Annotated in this window: 15 protein-coding genes; 7 read left to right on the forward strand and 8 right to left on the reverse strand. The window is 73.9% G+C overall.

Going from position 1 to position 17,353, the window contains the following annotated elements:
* The 6 genes from AC27IY_RS20915 to AC27IY_RS20940 all read right to left on the reverse strand — a co-directional run bounded on the left by AC27IY_RS20915 (position 1) and on the right by AC27IY_RS20940 (position 5,540).
* Positions 1 to 432, reverse strand: a complete 432-nt coding sequence (locus AC27IY_RS20915; protein ID WP_344211560.1) for an NfeD family protein — start codon at positions 430 to 432, stop codon at positions 1 to 3.
* 55 nt (positions 433 to 487) lie between these two features.
* Positions 488 to 1,702 carry a L,D-transpeptidase gene (locus AC27IY_RS20920; protein WP_487178911.1) on the reverse strand — a complete coding sequence of 405 codons (1,215 nt, stop codon included), beginning with the start codon at positions 1,700 to 1,702 and terminating at the stop codon, positions 488 to 490.
* 60 nt (positions 1,703 to 1,762) lie between these two features.
* Positions 1,763 to 2,893, reverse strand: coding sequence for a fumarylacetoacetase (fahA, locus tag AC27IY_RS20925; protein WP_487178912.1), 1,131 nt, complete (start codon positions 2,891 to 2,893; stop codon positions 1,763 to 1,765).
* On the reverse strand, positions 2,890 to 3,663 hold the full coding sequence (locus AC27IY_RS20930; RefSeq protein WP_344211554.1) for a hypothetical protein: 774 nt from the start codon (positions 3,661 to 3,663) through the stop codon (positions 2,890 to 2,892). The genes fahA and AC27IY_RS20930 overlap by 4 nt, the downstream gene beginning before the upstream one ends.
* Complete coding sequence (locus AC27IY_RS20935; protein ID WP_487178913.1) at positions 3,660 to 4,829, reverse strand: homogentisate 1,2-dioxygenase domain-containing protein; 1,170 nt, start codon at positions 4,827 to 4,829, stop codon at positions 3,660 to 3,662. Before AC27IY_RS20935 ends, AC27IY_RS20930 begins: the two co-directional genes overlap by 4 nt.
* 81 nt (positions 4,830 to 4,910) lie before the next feature.
* Positions 4,911 to 5,540 (reverse strand): IclR family transcriptional regulator, encoded by a 630-nt coding sequence (locus AC27IY_RS20940; RefSeq protein WP_344211550.1) that lies wholly within the window; start codon positions 5,538 to 5,540, stop codon positions 4,911 to 4,913.
* A gap of 71 nt (positions 5,541 to 5,611) precedes the next feature.
* Between AC27IY_RS20940 and AC27IY_RS20945 the strand changes: the two genes are divergently transcribed.
* Positions 5,612 to 6,247: a hypothetical protein gene (locus tag AC27IY_RS20945; protein WP_344211548.1), complete on the forward strand. Its 636-nt coding sequence runs from the start codon at positions 5,612 to 5,614 to the stop codon at positions 6,245 to 6,247.
* On the opposite strand, the gene AC27IY_RS20950 is transcribed toward AC27IY_RS20945, so the two are convergent.
* Positions 6,237 to 7,487: an MFS transporter gene (locus AC27IY_RS20950; protein WP_344211546.1), complete on the reverse strand. Its 1,251-nt coding sequence runs from the start codon at positions 7,485 to 7,487 to the stop codon at positions 6,237 to 6,239. The genes AC27IY_RS20945 and AC27IY_RS20950 overlap by 11 nt on opposite strands.
* Before the next feature lie 163 nt (positions 7,488 to 7,650).
* Between AC27IY_RS20950 and AC27IY_RS20955 the strand changes: the two genes are divergently transcribed.
* From AC27IY_RS20955 to AC27IY_RS20980, 6 genes are all read left to right on the forward strand, one after another.
* On the forward strand, positions 7,651 to 9,318 hold the full coding sequence (locus tag AC27IY_RS20955; protein WP_487178914.1) for a fatty acyl-AMP ligase: 1,668 nt from the start codon (positions 7,651 to 7,653) through the stop codon (positions 9,316 to 9,318).
* The gene (locus tag AC27IY_RS20960) at positions 9,311 to 11,701 is read left to right on the forward strand and encodes an MMPL family transporter (protein ID WP_487178915.1); all 2,391 of its coding nucleotides are present in this window, start codon (positions 9,311 to 9,313) and stop codon (positions 11,699 to 11,701) included. The genes AC27IY_RS20955 and AC27IY_RS20960 overlap by 8 nt, the downstream gene beginning before the upstream one ends.
* The gene (locus tag AC27IY_RS20965; protein WP_371249661.1) at positions 11,698 to 13,044 is read left to right on the forward strand and encodes an MFS transporter; all 1,347 of its coding nucleotides are present in this window, start codon (positions 11,698 to 11,700) and stop codon (positions 13,042 to 13,044) included. The genes AC27IY_RS20960 and AC27IY_RS20965 overlap by 4 nt, the downstream gene beginning before the upstream one ends.
* Positions 13,045 to 13,119: 75 nt before the next feature.
* On the forward strand, positions 13,120 to 14,319 hold the full coding sequence (locus tag AC27IY_RS20970; protein ID WP_487178916.1) for a glycosyltransferase: 1,200 nt from the start codon (positions 13,120 to 13,122) through the stop codon (positions 14,317 to 14,319).
* Positions 14,320 to 14,371: 52 nt separating this feature from the next.
* Positions 14,372 to 15,652 carry a hypothetical protein gene (locus tag AC27IY_RS20975; RefSeq protein WP_371249663.1) on the forward strand — a complete coding sequence of 427 codons (1,281 nt, stop codon included), beginning with the start codon at positions 14,372 to 14,374 and terminating at the stop codon, positions 15,650 to 15,652.
* 96 nt (positions 15,653 to 15,748) lie between these two features.
* Complete coding sequence (locus tag AC27IY_RS20980) at positions 15,749 to 16,081, forward strand: hypothetical protein (RefSeq protein WP_371249664.1); 333 nt, start codon at positions 15,749 to 15,751, stop codon at positions 16,079 to 16,081.
* A gap of 33 nt (positions 16,082 to 16,114) precedes the next feature.
* Here AC27IY_RS20980 and AC27IY_RS20985 read toward each other — a convergent pair whose 3' ends face one another.
* Positions 16,115 to 17,164 carry an alpha/beta hydrolase gene (locus AC27IY_RS20985; protein WP_487178917.1) on the reverse strand — a complete coding sequence of 350 codons (1,050 nt, stop codon included), beginning with the start codon at positions 17,162 to 17,164 and terminating at the stop codon, positions 16,115 to 16,117.
* Positions 17,165 to 17,353: the final 189 nt, after the last annotated feature.

Consider the following 17,353-nt stretch of genomic DNA (forward strand, 5'->3'; position numbering starts at 1 on the left):
CTACTCCCGGGGATATACGAGGGCGGTCGCGCCCTCGATCTCGATGATGTCTACGGTCGCGCCCGCGGGGATCACGAGTGTCTCGTCGTAGGCACGCGCCGACCACTCCTCGCCCCCGACGCGGATCCGCCCCTCACGCCCGGTGACCTCCGAGACCGTGTACGCGGGCTTGCCGACGAGGGCTTCCACGCCGAACCGCTGGAGCTGCGGCTGCTTGATGTGCCGCAGGGCGAGCGGCCTGACGACCAGGAGACCGGCCGCGGAGGCGGCGGCGAAGAATATTAACTGCAGCGGGACGGGCAGGCCGATGGCCGCGGTCGCGGCGGTGAGGAGGGCCGCCGCGCCGAGCAGCCCGAGAGCCGCCGTGAAGGTGAAAAGCTCCGCCACGCCGAGGACGACTGCGAGGATTACCCAGATGACCCATTCATCCATGTCCGGCCCTCCTGTAAGAACAACGGGCCCGTGCCGCGGGTGGTTCCCCCCTCTTCTAACCTAGCCCCGGAGTCAACCCCGGCGGCACCCTCTCACCTGCGGCGTCGGCGGCCCGCAGGGCGCTCCCCTCGATCCACCTCTCCCAGGTGAGCTGCCAGAAACCCCACCCGTTGTCCCACGCGAGCTCGCGCCCGGTGCCGGTGATCGTGACGGGATCGCCGCGCAGTGAGCTCGCGTAGAACCAGGCGGCCTGGTCGGGGCGGGCGTTGACGCAGCCGTGGCTGACGTTGCGGCGGCCCTGGGCCCACACGTTGTCCTTGGCGTGGATGTACTCGCCGCTGTCGGAGATGCGTACGGCGTGCTCGATGAGCAGGTCGTAGAAGCCGGGGTCGCCCTTCTCGCGGCCGGGGGAGATCATGCGGACCGGGTCGCCCTTGTCCATGGTGAGGTGCACGCCGCTGGTCGTGGTGTATTCGCGGGTGGTGGCCATGCCGGCGCTGATCGCCATGCGCTGGGCGGTGCGGCCGTCGCGCTCGACCGTCATCCGGTGGGTGCGGGTGTCGACCACGCTGGTCTGGGCGCGGCCGACGGTGAAGGCGAAGGTGGAGTCGACGGCTCCGTGCACGCCGTCGGCCGCGCGCACCCCGGCCAGGTGCGCGGTGACGGTGACCCGCTGCCGGGGCGTCCAGAAGCGGCGCGTGCGGTAGATGACGCGGGTGTCGCCGGCCCAGTGCCAGGCGCCCTCGGCGGGATGCCCGGACCTGACCTCAAGGGCCCGCTCGACGGCCGCCTTGTCCTCGATCGGGCGGTCGAAGTCGAGGATGACCGGCATGCCGACGCCGACCGTCTCGCCGGGCAGCGGCGCGGTGGCCGCGAGCCCGAAGGTCTCCTGGGCGGGGCGGGTGCGGAAGCGGCCGGCCAGCACGGTGGCGGGGCCGCCCGGCGAGGTGGCGGTGGCGGCCACGGTGTATTCGGCGCCGGGCTTCAGCGTCCAGTCCGAGCGCCAGACGCGGCGCGAGGCGTCGAGCCGGCCGGGCACCGGCTCGCCTCCGGTGAGCGCCGCCACCTCGCTCAGCGTGCCGCCCGTCGCCCTGATCACCAGGCCGCGGCCCGGCCGGGCGCGGACGCTGTCGAGGGCCGGCGCGATCTTCACGACCGGCGGGGCGGCGGGCGTCTCCGCGGTGACCGGCCCGCAGCCGCACGCCACGGACATCGCCGCCATGGCGCAGACCAGGAGGAAGGCGACACGAAGCGTCGCGGCACGCCGCATGAGAGATGACTCCTGCTGTCCGGGAGAAGGGGTCCTCCAAGATTAGCGGGGAGTCACCGGTCAAGCACGTTGAGTGACGTCCAGGGCCTGTACGACAGTTCCGGAAACCTCCCCCAAGGTCACGTCGCCGGCCGTCGCCCTGATCGTCACCGTGTCGCCGTCCTCCAGGAACGTGCGCGTCTCGCCGCTGCCGAGCTTGATCGGGTCGGCGCCGTTCCAGGTCAGCTCGATGAACGAGCCGCGCTGGCCGCGCTCGGGACCCGAGATCGTGCCGCTGGCGAACAGGTCGCCGGTGCGCAGCGAGGCCCCGTTCACGGTCAGGTGCGCGAGCATCTGGTCGGGCGTCCAGTACATCTCCGCGTAAGGGGGCCGGGCCACGACCTCGCCGTTGAGCAGGATCTCGACCGCGATGTCCAGCCCCCAGTCCGCCTTCCTGCGCAGGTAGGGCAGCGGCTCGGGGTCCTGCGCCCGCCCCGGGATCCGGGGCAGCGCCTCCAGCGGCGTCACCCACGGCGAGACCGACGTGGCGAACGACTTGGCCAGGAACGGCCCGAGCGGGCGGTACTCCCACGACTGGATGTCGCGCGCGCTCCAGTCGTTGACCAGCGTCACCCCGAACACGTGGTCCTCGAACTCGCCGGCCGGCGTGCCCATCTCCGTCGGCACCCCGACCACGAACCCCAGCTCGGCCTCGACGTCCAGCTTCGCGCACGGCCCGAACCGGCCCGCGCCGAGCTGCCCCTGAGGCCGGCGCACCGGCGTGCCGGACACCACGACCGTGCCCGACCTGCCGTGGTAGCCGACCGGCAGGTGCCGCCAGTTGGGCATCAACGGCTCGTCGTCCGGCCGGAACATCCGCCCGACGTTGCTCGCGTGCTCCAGCGAGCAGTAGAAGTCGACGTAGTCGGCCACCTCGACGGGCATGTGCAGCTCGACCTGCGCCAGGGGGACCAGGTGGCGCTCGACGACCGACAGGTCGCTCGTCAGCTTCTCCTGGATGAGCGCCCGGGTGTCCCGCCAGGCCGCGCGGCCCCGCGCCATGAACGGGTTGAGCGACGGCGCGGCGAACACCTCGTCGTGCAGCGCGGCGGTCAGGTCGAGCACCCTGTCGCCGTAGCGCACCCCGACGCGGGGCTCCTGCCCCGGCAGGGAGAAGACGCCGTACGGCAGGTTGTCGATGCCCCAGCTCACTGATCCTCCTCGATCAGGCCCAGCGTACGCAGGTCCTCCAAAGGCGTGTGGGTGGCGCAGGAGCCGTAGCTCACCAGCAGCCGCCGCGCCCGCGCCGCGATCTCCTCGGGCACCGCCCGCGCCATCCGCACGAGCTGCCCCACGTCGGTCATGCGCAGGGCGTGCGCGGGATCGCGCCCCTGCACGGCCTCGCAGACGGCCAGCAGCAGGTTGAGGAACCCGTGCCGGTCCACGCCGAGCGAGGGGTCGAAGTGCCGCACCGCGTGGTGCAGCCCCGCGGTGGCCTTGAACGGCACCCCGTGGTCCACGCACGACCTGATGAACGCCGCCAGCGGCTCCACCGCCGGGAACGCGTCGGCCGTCAGCCCGCCGCAGCGCACCTTGAGCCCCGTGCCCTCGGGCACGTCGATCGCCAGCTTGCGCGGCTGGACCTCGGCGAACAGCCGGACCCCCAGGGGCAGCCGGAGCCGCGCGGCGAGCGCCTCGACGGTCTCGCCCTCCGGCAGAGGCGTCTCGACCAGATCGATCGGCAGGTCGCCGAAGTCGGGCAGCTCCTCGGTGTCGAGGATCAGCCCGATGCGCTCCGGCCGGAAGTCCTGGCCGCGCAGCCGGTCGAGACGGCCGGCCGGGCACAGGAAGCGGTTGGTGAGCACCGGGTTGCCGCTCTCCAGGTCGCGCCGGTTGCGGGCGAGCGCCTCCTCCATGTGCAGGGACGTCGGCGGGAACAGCCCGGCGTCGTCCACGAGCGCGGCGTACAGGGTGGCGCTCATCGGGCCCACGTCCAGGCGTAGCCGGAGTCCTCGCAGGACAGGGCGGCCGGGCCGAGGTCGAGCGGGCGGAAGGTGTCGACCATGACGGCCATCTCGCTGGTGGTCGTCACGCCGTTCGCCACCGCCTCGACGACCGCCTCGACCGCGCCGGGCTGCGGCCCGTGCGTGAAACCGGCCGGGTGCAGCGACACCGAGCCGACGTCGATGCCCGAGCCCCTGCGGGCGGAGTAGTCGCCGCCCACGTAGAACATGAACTCGTCGGAGTCCACGTTGTGGTGGTTGTACGGGATCGGCACGGCCTCGGGGTGGAAGTCCAGCGGCCGGGGGCAGAACGAGCACACCACGAATCCCGGCCCCTCGAACGTCTGGTGCACCGGCGGCGGCGCGTGCGTCTTCTTCACCACCGGCTCGAAGTCGTCGATGTTGAACGCGTACGGGTAGAGGCAGCCGTCCCAGCCCACCACGTCGAACGGGTGGTCGCGGTAGACCAGGCGGGTCAGTCCGCCGCGCGTGCGCACCAGCACCGGCACCTCCTCGCCCTCGGCGAGCAGCGGCTCGGAGGGGGCGCGCAGGTCGCGCTCGCAGTAGGGCGCGTGCTCCAGGAACTGGCCGTACTGCGACAGATAGCGCTTGGGCGGCCTGATGTGCCCGGACGCCTCGATGGCCAGCACGTTGACCTGGCCGTCCGGCACCCAGCGGTGGATGGTGCCGGTCGGGATGACGACGTAGTCGCCCTCGCCGGCCTCGATCACGCCGTAGGTGGACTCGAAGCGCACCCGGCCGCGCTGGACGTAGACGCACTCGTCGCCCATGGAGTTGCGGTAGAGCTCGCTCGGGCGGTCGCTGGTCGCGTACGACAAGCGGACGTCGCCGTTGCCCGCCAGCAGCATGCGCCCGCCCACCAGGTCGCCCGCGCTGCCCAGCTCCTGGGTGCGGAAGTGGCGCGGCGACAGCGGCAGGTTGGGCTCCAGCCGCGTCCCGGCGACCGGCTCGACGGCCTCGGCCTTGACGATCGCGGTCGGCAGGTGGCGGTGGTAGAGCAGCGAGGAGTCGGACGAGAAGCCCTCCTCGCCCATCAGCTCCTCGGCGTAGAGCCCGCCGTCCGGCCGCCTGAACTGCACGTGCCGCTTGCGCGGCACCTCTCCCACGACCCGGTAGTACGGCATACCGGCCCCTCCCAAGCTGTCCTGTTATCGGACGCAAGTGTCCTCTATGTGTACTAACCGTCCGTCATGTGCCCGAGGATGTCAACCCAGCGCGGCCGACAGCTCGGCCGCCGCCGCCACCACGCGCGCCCCCGCGCGCTCGTCCAGAGGCCCGAACGTCACCACCCCCACCGACGCCTCCAGCCACGGCAGCCCGGTCACCGGCGCGGCGACGCCCCGGGCTCCTTCCTGCAACTGCCCCTCAGAGACGAAGTAGTCGCCGCGCCCCTCGCGCAGCGCCAGGATCGCCTGCCCCGCCGCGCCCCTGGTGAGCGGATGCCGGGAGCCCTCCCGGTAGGCCACGTGCATGTCGGTCCACGACGGCTCCACCACCGCCACGGCGAGGCCGTCGTCCCCCTCGGCCACGGTCAGGTGCGCGGTCGCGCCCACCTCCTCGGCCAGCCGCCGCAGGGTCGGCACCGCCGCCGCCCGCAGCAGCGGCTGCACCGCCTGCGCCAGCACCAGCACCCCGAACCCCAGATGCACCCGCCCATCAGCGTCACGGCGGACGAACCCCTCCGCCATCAGGGCCGTCAGCAGCCGGTAGACCACCGGCCGGCTCAGCCGCAGCTCACCCGCCAGCTCCGTCGGCGTGCGCCCGGCCTTGCCGTCGGCGAGCAGTCGCAGCAGGCGAAGCCCGCGTTCCAAGGTCTGTACGGATTCAGCGGCCATCTCCCCATTATCTGGTGACGCTGCGCCGCGAAGGGGGTACGTACGGGAAGCAGCGGAACCGGGGGGTGCACGTGCGGCAAAGGTGGGTCTTCCTGCTGGCCGGGATGGCCGTGTGCGGGCTGTCCGCCACGGTGCCGTCGCTGACCGAGCCGATCGCGCCCGTCGAGCTGATGGCCCGGGAGACTCCCTACCACCGCCCCGAGGGCGAGCTGGTCGAGGACACCTTCTACGTCACCGAGGGCATCGAGGTCGCCCAGCAGCTCCTGCCCACCGCCAAGGGCGTCTCCGTCCGGCCGGCCTACCTCGCCGTCGGCGTCAGCGTGGACGAGGGCGGGCGCCTCCACGGCAAGCCCGCCCGCGTCGGCACCTACGTCGCTCCCGTCCAGATCTGCTCCGGCTCGTCCTGCCGGGAGACGCGGGTGACCCTGGTGGTGCTCGGCAACGTCCCCTGGACGCCGCGCGACCTGATCTTCCCCGGCAAGGCCGGGGTGCCGCTGAACGGCGAGATCGGGATCAACGGCGGCCCGCCCGGCGTGCTCCCCACCTTCACCGTCACCGACCACGGCAGGCTGCCCGAGGGCGTCTCCATCGGCCCCGACGGGCACGTGGGCGGCGTCCCGGCGAAGGCCGGCATCTCGGAGGTGCCGGTGCGGATCTGTGTGGCGGGCAACTGCGCGGGCGTGGTGGTCCGGCTCATCATCGAGTGACGGGCTCGACCGGCTCGACCGGCGCGCGCAGGTTCCGCACGCCGGGGGCCAGCAGCGCGCCCAGCGTGCACACCACGATGATCGCGGCGCAGGCCAGCAGCGACGTCTCCGCCCCGAACGCGTCCGCCGCGCCTCCGGCCAGCAGCAGCCCGAGCGGCCCGAACATGAGCGAGCCGAGCATGTCGTACGAGCTGACCCGCGACAGCGCCTCGGGCGGCACCTCCCGCTGCATCGTGGTCTGCCAGAGCACGCCGAAGACGTCGAAGCACACCCCGAGCACGAACGCCGCGGCCACGGCCGCCCAGAGCGGCGCGTCGCTGCCGAGCAGCAGGTACGGCAGCGCCACCGGCAGGCACAGCAGCACCCCCACCAGGATCGGCCGCCGGGGGCGCAGCCGGATCGACACCAGCACCCCGGCGATCATCCCGACGGCCTCGGCCGCGAGGAACGCCGACCAGGCCGCCGGCCCGCCGAGGCGGTCCTTGAACAGCAGCGGCCCGAGCACGCCGTGCCCCGCCTCGAACGCCATGATCAGCAGCGAGAACTGCGCCACGACCACCCAGAGCCACTGCCGGCTGCGGAACTCCCGCCAGCCGTCCCGCAGGTCCTTCAGCACCGAGTGCCGCTCGCCCGGCGGGCGCTCGATCCGGTCGAAGCGCATGAGCGCGACGAGCACGCCCGCCCCGCCGAACATGGCCCCGCTGGCGACCAGCGCCCAGCCGCCGCCGAACAGCGTCACCGTGCCGCCGCCGAGCACCGCCCCGCCGACGCGGGAGGCGTTCGCGCCGAGGCCGAGCAGCGCGTTGCCGGACTGCAGCCGGTCGGGCGGCACGACGTCGGGGATGATCCCGGTGAGCGCGGGCAGCGCGAGCGACGTGGCGATGCCGGTGAGCGCCGCGGCCGTCATCAGCGCGGGCATCGGCGTCCAGCCGGTGAGCATCATGGCGCCGATCGCGAAGTAGCCGGCGGAGGCCAGGAACTCGCCGGTCATCATGACCTGCTGGCGCGGCAGCCGGTCCGCGACGACCCCGCCCACCAGCATGAACGCGATCATGGGCACCGAGGCCGCGGCGAGGACCATCGACAGTGTTCCGGCGCTCGCCCCGGGCAGTTCGAGCACGCCGAACGCCAGCGCCACCGGGGCGAAGGCGCTGCCGAGGACGGAGATGGTCCGCCCGGACAACAGCAGCGCGAAGCGGCGATCCCGGAGCAGGCCGAGATCGCGTGCGTAGTCGTGCACCAAGAACCCCCTACAAAACGGTCAAAGCCTGCCATCCGGCCCCGTGTCTTGTCACTCGATAAAAAAGACGGGCCGCGGAATGTGCAGGGGTTTGGCAAGAATCGCGGCCCGATCCTCCCGTAATTTGCTAGGTCCCTCCAGCTCCAGCCAAGGGGACGCGGGCATGCCGGACGAGATGCTGATCACACGGGTGGCGCGGTGGGCGCGCGAGGTCCCGGACGGGCCGGCGTACACGTTCGTGGACCACCTCGGGGACGGCTCCCGGCGGACGTACACGTGGGCGCGGGCCGACCTCAAGGCCAGGGCGCTCGCGGTACGGCTGCGCGAGCTGGCCCGCCCCGGCGACCGGGCGGCCGTGCTCGCGCCGTCCGGGCTGGACTACGTGGTCGCCGTGCTCGGCACGATGTACGCCAGGCTGGTGGCGGTCCCGCTGTTCGCCCCCGGGCTGCCGGGGCACGGCGAGCGGCTGGAGCGGGCGTTCGCCGACGCCGCCCCCGCCGTCGTGCTCACCACGACGGCCGCGCGGCCCGGTGTGGACGCCTTCCTGGGGGAGGCCCGGCTTTTTGAGAAGGAGCCGCCTGTCGTCGTCGTGGACGCCGTCTCCGACCTGCTCGCCGACGAGTGGGAGCGCGAGCCGATCGCCGCGGGCGACCTCGCCTACCTGCAGTACACCTCCGGCTCGACCCGCGCCCCCGCCGGGGTCGAGATCACGCACGGCAACCTGACCGCCAACGCCGCCCAGCTCTGGGAGGTCTTCCGCGCCCGGCCCCGCGTCTCGGCGGCGGTGCTCTGGCTGCCGCTCTTCCACGACATGGGGCTGGTCGCCACCGTCGCCATGCCGATCATGGGGGCGAACCGGGCGGTGTTCATGGACCCGGTGGCGTTCGTCATGAGCCCGGTACGGTGGCTGCGGCTGCTGTCGGAGGAGACCGACGCCTTCACCGGCGCGCCCAACTTCGCCTATGAGTTCACCGCCGCCCGCGTCCGCCCCGAGGACAAGGAAGGGCTCGACCTGTCCGGGGTCCGGGTCATGCTCAACGGGGCCGAGCCGGTCCGGCCGGGCGCGTTCGCCGCCTTCGACGCGGCCTTCGCCGGGTGCGGGCTGCGGCCCGAGGCGCACACGCCCGCGTACGGGCTGGCCGAGGCCACCGTGTTCGTCGCCGCCACCGGCCGCGACGAGCGGCCCGTCGTGACGGCCTTCTCCCGCGACGCCCTGCGCGAGGGGCGCGCCGTCCCCTGGACCGAGGGCCCGGCCAGTCACCTGGTCGCCTGCGGGCGGCCGCACGGGCAGCGGGTCAGGATCGTCGGCGACGCCGGCGACCAGCCGGACGGCCACGTCGGCGAGATCTGGGTGCGCGGGCCGAACGTGGCCCGCGCCTACTGGCGCGACCCGGCCCGCACCGCCGAGGTCTTCGGCGCCGACGGCTGGCTGCGCACCGGCGACCTCGGCGTGTGGCACGACGGCCGCCTCTACGTCACCGGCCGCATCAAGGACCTCGTCATCGTGGACGGCCGCAACCACTACCCGCAGGACATCGAGGCCACGGTCCAGGAGGCGCACGAGGCGGTGCGGCGCGACCGGGTGGCGGCCTTCGCGGTGCCGGGCGAGGACACCGAGCGGCTGGTCGTGGTGGCCGAGCGGTCCCGGCGCGGGCAGGGGGCCGACGCGGCGGAGGTCGCGCGGGCGGTGCGGGCCGCCGTACGGGCCGGGCACGACCTCGCGGTGCACGACTTCGTGCTGACCGAGGCCGGGGCCGTGCCCCGCACCTCCAGCGGCAAGCTCGCCCGGCGCGCCTGCCTGCGGGCGTACCTGGAGGGCGCCCTTGTTTGAGCGCGCGGGCCGCCTGGTCTACCGCGGCAGGTGGACGCTGCTGGTGCTGAGCCTGGCGGCCGCCCTCCTCGTCGCGCCGCTCGGCATGGAGCTGTTCGGGCGGATGGCCGACGGCGGCTTCGAGGACCCGCGCGCCGACTCCACCACCGCCGCCCGGTGGAGCGACGACTGGTACGGCGCGCACGCCCCCGACGTCGTCGTCCTCTACCACCACCCGTCCGTCAAGGCCCGCGACCCCCGATACAAGAAGGCGGTGCACGACGCGCTGCGGGCGCTGCCGGCCGAGCACGTGGGGGCGCTCGCGACGTACTGGACGACCGGGTCGAAGCTGATGGTGTCGAAGGACGGGCGGTCCACGTACGCGCTGGTCACGCTCAAGGGCGACAAGCAGGCCGGCTACGCGGCCGTCGCCGACCGGCTGCGGCGGGCCACGAACCTCCAGGTCTCGGTCGGCGGGCCGGTGCCGCTGCTGAAGGAGCTCAACGGCCAGACCGCCGCCGACCTCGCCCGCGCCGAGGCCATCTCGATGCCGGTGCTGCTGGTGCTGCTGGTCGTGGTGTTCGGCAGCCTGGTGGCGGCCGGGCTGCCGCTGCTCGTGGGGGCGTTCGCGGTGCTCGGCGCGCTGGTGCTGCTGCGGCTGCTCACCGAGGTCACCGAGGTCTCGGTCTTCTCGCTCAACGTCGTCACCATGCTCGGGCTCGGGCTCGCCGTGGACTACTCGCTGTTCGTGCTCAAGGCGTTCCGCGAGGAGATCGCGGCCGGGGCGACGAGCGAGCAGGCCGTGGTGCGGACCATGGCCACCGCCGGGCGTACCGTCGCCTTCTCCGGGCTGACCGTGGCGACGGCGCTGCTCGGGCTGCTGGCGTTCCCGCAGATGTTCCTGCGCTCGATCGGGCTCGGCGCGGCGGCCGTGGTGCTGGTCGCGATGGGCGCGGCGCTCGTCGTGCTGCCGGCCGCGCTCGGCGTGCTCGGGCGGCGGGTGAACGCGCTCCGGCTCACCCCCGACCTCGGGGACGGCGGAAGCGGCGGCGGCATGTGGCACGCCGTCGCCTCCAGCGTCATGCGCCGGCCCGTGCTCTACTTCGTGGCCGTGGCCGCCGTGCTGGTGGCGCTGGCCGCGCCGTTCCTGCACGTCACGTTCGGCAACGTGGACCACCGCGTGCTGCCCGCGGACTCCGAGAGCCGCCGGGTGGCCGAGATCGTCGACCGGGACTTCGGGCGCAACTCGATGGCCGCGATCGACGTGCACGTGCTGGTCGAGCGGTCCTTCACCGAGGCGCCCGCCCGGCCGGGGCCGCTCGGCCAGGGGCACGCGGCGATCAGCGCCGTCACCCCCGTCACGCCGGACGACGCCGACCCGCTCGCCGCGCGGCTGCGCCGGCTGCCCCACGTCACCGGCGTGGACGTCGCCGGGCTGTCGGAGGACAACGGGGCCGTCCGGCTCGCCGTCCGCTACGACGTGGACCCCATGTCGGCGGACGCGCAGCACCTCGTCACCGCCATCAGAACGTTGTCGCCGGAGCCGAACGTGCGGCGCGTCGTCGTCGGCGGGCCCACGGCCGCGCAGATGGACCTCATGGACAGCCTTGCCGCCCGGCTGCCCTGGATGGCCCTGGTGGTGGGGTCGGTGACCGCCGTGCTGCTGTTCGCCGCGTTCGGGTCCGTGGTGCTGCCGGTCAAGGCGCTGCTCATGAACGTGCTGTCCATCGGGGCCTCGCTCGGGGTGATCGTGTGGGCGTTCCAGGACGGGCACCTCGCGTCCGTGCTGGGCTTCACCTCCACCGGGACGGTCGAGGCGACCGTGACCGTGCTGATCCTCGCCGTGGTGTTCGGGCTGTCGATGGACTACGAGCTGTTCCTGCTGTCGCGGGTGCGGGCCGAATGGTTGCGCACCGGGGACAACACCGCCGCCGTGGCCGCCGGGCTGCGGCAGACCGGCGGGGTGATCACCAGCGCGGCGCTGCTGCTGCTGGTGGTGATCGGGGCGTTCTCGACCGCAGGGATCACCATCGTGAAGCTGCTGGGGGTGGGGTTGTTCGTGGCCATCGTGGTGGACGCGACCCTGGTGCGGGCGCTGCTGGTGCCCGCGACGATGCGGCTCATGGGCGGGGCCAACTGGTGGCTGCCCAGGCCGCTGCGCGCGCTGCACCGGCGCGTGGAGCTCCGCGAGCCGGCCGCGGCTCCGGGCACCCCGGCCCTGCGCGAGCCCGTGGCGGCTCCGGGGCCCCCGGCGCCGCGCGAGGACCCGTCCGGGGCCGGAGGGCGTGGCCGGCCCAGGGCCGAGGGCGGGCCACGGTGGGAGCGGATCGGGCGCGAACGGGACCGCGTGGTGCGGGCCACCCCCGACGGGACCGGCTGGACCTGGGTGGAGGTGGACCGGTGACCGGCCGCACCGCGACCCGCCCGGCGACCGGCCGCCGGCTGCTGACCGCCGTCGCCCTCGCCGGGTTCCTCACCACCCTGGACAACACCGTCGTCACCGTCGCGCTCCCCAGCATCCAGCGCGACCTCGGCGCGAGCCTCGCCGCCCTGGAATGGGTGGCCACCGGTTACCTGCTGACGTTCGCCGGTCTCATGCCCGCCGGCGGGCGGCTGGCCGACGTCTGGGGGCACCGTACGACGTTGCTGACCGGGCTGATGCTGTTCACCGCGGCCTCGTTCGCGGCCGGGCTGGCCGGGACGGTGGGGCCGCTGGTGGCCGCCCGGCTCGTCCAGGGGGCGGGCGCGGCGCTGGTGCTGCCCGCGACGCTCGCCGTGCTCGCCGTCCTCGACGAGCGGCGGCGCTCGACGGGCGTGGCCGTCTGGATGGCGTCCGGGGCGGCCGCGCTCGCGCTCGGGCCGGTGGTCGGCGGCTACCTGAGCCAGCACGCCCACTGGAGCTGGGTGTTCCTCGTCAACGTGCCGCTGGGCGCGGCGGTCGTCGCGCTCGCCGCCGTGGCGGTGCCCGCCTCGCGGCCGGTACGGCGGGCGCTGGACGTGCCCGGCGTGCTGGCCTCGGCGGTGTTCCTGGCGTCGGGGACCTTCGCCCTGATCCACGGCGGCGAGCACGGCTACGGCTCGCCGGCGGTCGTCGCCGCGCTGGCGCTGTGCGCGGGTGGCGGGGCCGCGTTCGCCGTGGCCGAGCGGCGGGCCGCCGATCCGATGGTGGACCTGCGGCTGTTCGCGGTGCGGGCCTTCGCGGGCGGGGTGGCGGCCCAGGTGCTCTGGGGGCTCGGCGTGAACGGCGTGTTCTTCTACACGGCGATCTTCCTGCAAGGGGTGCTCGGGTTCACGCCGACCGGGTCGGGGCTCGCGTTCGTGCCGCTGGCGCTGCTCGTGGTGCTGGTCACGCCGCTCGCGCCGCTCCTGGAGCGGCGGGTGGGCGCGGGGCGCACTGTGGCGGCCGGGCTGACGCTGGTCGCGGGCGGGATGGCGGTCGCGGCGACGCTGGAGGCGGGCGACGGATGGGGGCGGCTGCTGCCCGCCGTGTGCGCGATCGGGATCGGCTCGGCGCTCACCATGCCGCTGGGCTCGGCCGTGCTGGGTGCGGTGCCCGCGTCGCGGGCCGGGGTCGCGGGCGGGGTCTTCTCGGTCAGCAGGGAGGTGTCCGGGCTGTTCGGGATCGCCGCCGTCGGGGCGGTCGTGCAGGCCGCCCCGAGCTTCGCCGCCGGGTACGCCACCGGGCTGCTCGCGGCGGCCGGGCTGGTGCTGGCGGGCGCGCTGATCGCGCTGAGGACGCTCAAGTGACGCGGGGCCGGGTGCTGTCGTGAGGGTTCTGTCGTGAGGGCGCTGTCGTGAGGGCGCTGTTGTGAGGGCGCTGTCGTGAGGGTCGCGGTGCTGGCGCTGGGGTCGCGCGGGGACACGCAGCCGTGCGCCGCGCTGGCGCTTGAGCTGGCCGGGCGCGGGCACGACGTCGTGCTCGCCGCGCCCGCCCGCTACGCCGCCCTGGCGGCTCCCGGCGTGCGGTTCGTCGCGCTGAGCGTGGATCCCGCGACCGTCCTGGACGGCGAGGAGGGGCGGGCGTGGCTGGACAGTGGGCCCCTCGGCTTCGTACGCGGGCTGAGGACGGTCGTCGAGCCGCTGGCCGCCAGGCTGGTCGCCGAGGTGGACGCCGGCTGCGCGGGCGCGGACCTGGTGCTCGCCCCCGCGCTGGGCGCGTTCGGGCGGCATCTGAGCGAGCGGCACGGGATGCCGTACCGGATCCTGCAGTTCCAGCCGAGCGAGCCGACCGGGGAGTTCCCCAACCCGCTGGTGCCGCTCGCCACGCTGGGGCGGCTCGGGAACCGGGCCTCGTACGCGGTCGTGGAGCGGGCCGGACTGCTGGTGCTCGCCCCCCTGATGAACCGGCTGCGCGCCGAGGTGCTGGGGCTGGGGCCGCTGCGGGGGAGCCCGTTCGCCGCCGACCGGAGGGAGCGGGTGCCGGTGCTGTGCGGGGTCAGCCCGCTGGTGGTGCCGCGCCCGCGCGACTGGCCCGGGTACGTGCACCTGACCGGCTACTGGCGGCTCCCGGGCAAGGGTGGCAGCGAGGAATTGGAGGACTTCCTCGCGGCCGGCCCGCCGCCGGTGTTCGTCGGGTTCGGCAGCATGCCGTGCCCGGAGCGGGTGGCCGGGGAGGTCGTCGCCGCGCTGCGGCTGGCCGGGCTGCGCGGCGTCGTCCAGGGACTGCCGGTGGCGGCAGGCGACGACCTGCTGCCGGTGGGGGAGGTGGCGCACGACCTGGTGTTCCCGCGCATGGCGGCGGTCGTGCACCACGGCGGCGCCGGGACCACCGGGACGGCGCTCACGGCCGGGGTGCCGAGCGTGGTCTGCCCGTTCTTCTCCGACCAGCCCTTCTGGGGCCGCCGGGTCGCGGCACTCGGCGCCGGCCCGCCACCGCTGCCGATCCGCCGGCTAGACCGGCGGGAACTGGCCGATCGGCTGCTGGCCGCACCCCGCCACCGCGAGCGGGCCGCCCGACTCGGCGAGCGACTGACGGTCGAGAAGGGAGTACGGACGGCGGCCGATCTCATTGAACGTCCTTGATCAGCCAGATATGGTGCATATGGCCACGATCACCCCCAGGAAGTCAGGTGCCATGCGAAAGCGGCTGCGGCAGCTCCTCGTCCTCGGAATCACCTTGTCGTTCCTCGGGATCGGCCTGCCGGCCTGGTCGGCCGACGATCCGCGCAGCTGCAACGACCTGCTGGCCGCGGACACCCCCGCGTACGTCGTCTGCACCTGGATGGCCACCCCCGAGGAGGCCGCCGACATCGCCAGGTTCTGGCTGGGCAACGACGGCCAGAACATGATCGACTCCGGCCCGCAGGGCACCATCCGCGTCGACTGCACCGACCCCGCCAACGCGTGCGCCGTGGACTCCGAAGGCGACGGCGAGGCCCACGACGCGGGCGACCCGGACGTCGAGGGCGCCGAGGACGGCGGCACCCCCGAGTGCCAGAACGGCGAGCAGTGCTACACCGACGGCAGCGAGATCAGCGCCGCCGACAAGGCCGCCGCCAAGCAGACCGCCGCCGGCCAGGCCGCGACCGCCGCCACCCCGACCGGCCTGCGCCTCTGGATCGAGACCGAGCTGGCCGACGACTACAAGGCCGGCAAGCTGGACGAGGCCGTCAAGAAGGTCGCCGCGCTGGCCGCCACGCAGCCCGGCGTCGTCGGCATCCGCTTCACCTCGCAGCTCGGCTTCAACGAGACGTTCGACAGCGCCGACGAGATCGACAAGTTCGTCGCCACGGCCGCGACCGCGCTGCGCGCCGCCGTGCCGGGCCGCAAGCTGTCGGTGCACACGGTGGCGCCGGTGCTCGGCTGCGGCGCGAACGACGCCTGCAAGGCCGAGATGAGCAAGAAGTACCCGCTGCTCGACCCCGACCGCGTCGGCGCCTGGCTGACCAAGGGCTACGCCGACCAGCTCGCCCTGGACAACGTGCTCCTCGCGAGCGGGTACGCCACCTGGAAGATCGACGCCGCCGAGGCCCAGCGCAACCAGTCCATCCAGATCCGCGGCCGGGCCTGGGACGCCTACGGCCAGATCGCCGTCGAGGACGCCACCGTCACCTCCGCGCTCACCGCCGAGCAGGTCACCCAGGCGCTCACCGAGCGCGTCGCCGCGCCGCTCCAGGAGGACGCCGCCGAGACCGTCACCCTGTGGACCCGCTGGGTGAACCCCGAGAACCAGACGGTCCGCGTCTACGGCGACAAGTGGGCCGCGACCCCGGCGTGGGAGCAGCTCGGGAAGCTCGGCTCGCTCCGCGCCCGCCTGGCCACCTTCTACGACCCGGCCCACCCCGAGGTCGACCTCGCCACCGACCTGAAGCGGCTGTCCGAGGTGTTCGGCCAGGTCTACCTGCACGTCGCCTGAGCCGCCTCGCCCGCGACAGTCGTTGCCCGGACGGGGCCGGCGTGAGAGTTTCGGTAACCGACGGGGGTTGACCATCTCACGCAAGGGGGCTCCGCCATGACGGAGGACTTCGCCGAACTGCCCGCGCCGCAGTCCGTGCGGCTGATCGACTTCGACGAGGCGCGGGTGGTGCCGGGGATCGTGCCGAACACGTTCATCCTGGTCGTCAACGGCACCAAGCCGTACCTGACCATGCACGTCGAGCTGTCGCCGCTCGTGTACGTCCGGCAGCCCGAATACTGGGGGATCGAGGTCGTCGGCAGGCTGCGCGGCATCGGGCTGCCCGCGACCGCGCCCTACTCGGTGTCTCTGCCGCTCGACGGCATCCTCGGCGCCAAGGGGATCGAGGTGATCGGGGCGGGCGGACGCAAGACGTTCGACGTCCCGTAGGCGGATGACGCGGCGGGCCGATGGCCCGCCGCGTCATCCCCGCCGCAGCCCCAGAGCGCGCACGATCATCGGGTACGACCTCTTGAACTCGCGCGTCCAGTACGGCCAGGTGTGCGTGCCGTCCCCGTACAGGTGCAGCGTGTGCCGGATGCCGAGCCTCTTCAGCCGCTCGCTCAGCGCCCGCGCCGTGTAGGCGGAGATAGGCTCGCCCAGGTGGGCCGGGTTCCAGGCGGCGTCGGGCCGGTCCAGGGGGCCGTTCAGCGACGTGCTGCCGCTGGAGATGTAGAGCGAGGTGCCGCGGAGGCCGGCGGCGAGCGCCAGGGGGTCGTTGGCGGCCCACACCTTCGCGTTCCGCTTCGGGTCGCCCCACAGCGCGAGCGGGTCCTGCTTCTCGCCGGCCTGCGCGTTCATGATGACCGCGGGGATGCCCGGCAGCCGGGTGGCCATGATGCCGCTGTACGCGCCCGCGAAGCGGAACATGCCGGGGTTGGCGGCGGCGTACTTGATCGCGCCGTACGCGCCCATCGACAGCCCGGCGACGGCCCGCCGGGTGCCGGCCCGGTAGCCGGACTCCAGCAGCCGCCGCACCTCCGAGGTGTGGAACGTCGCCCACTTCGGCGGCCCGCCCCGTCCGGCGTTGTGCCAGTCGGAGTAGTTGCCCGCCCGGCCCGCCTCCGGCATGACGACGATGGCGTCCAGGTTCGCGGTGTACGTGGCCACGTCCGTCATCCGGGTCCACGAGGTGTAGTCGTCGGCGCCGCCGTGCAGCAGGTAGAGCACCGGCCAGGTCCGCCCGGCCGTCCGCGACCAGCCTCGGGGCAGCAGCAGGCGGACCGGCGTGAGCTTCCCGACGGCCGGCGAGGAGACGAGCAGGTCCAGGGTGCGCGGGTCGAGCCGGCGTTCGGCGACCACGCGGGCGGGGCCGGGCAGCGCGCGTTGACCGGGGGCGTACCCGCCGGTGGCCGGCTCGGCGCGCGGCGGCTCGCTCTCCTGGGCGAACGACCAGTCGGGGTCGGCGGAGGCGGGGGCCGCGCAGGAGAGCAGCAGCGCCGTCGCCGCCGCCAGTGCCGCCAGGGCGCGCATGGGAGCCCTCCTTCGCTCGGGGTGCAGGCGAGAGTAGAGGCGGCGTCGGCCCGGGGCTATGAGGCGGCGCAACGAAATCGGCCGTCCGTTGTGGCCCGCCGGACAAATCCGCTCCGATTGTCACCGGCGTGACAAAACGCGACCGAGGAATGTTCCGTACGGTCGTGCCGCCCGTCCGGCGCTCCTCAG

The sequence above is a fragment of the Nonomuraea sp. B208 genome (assembly GCF_057536035.1).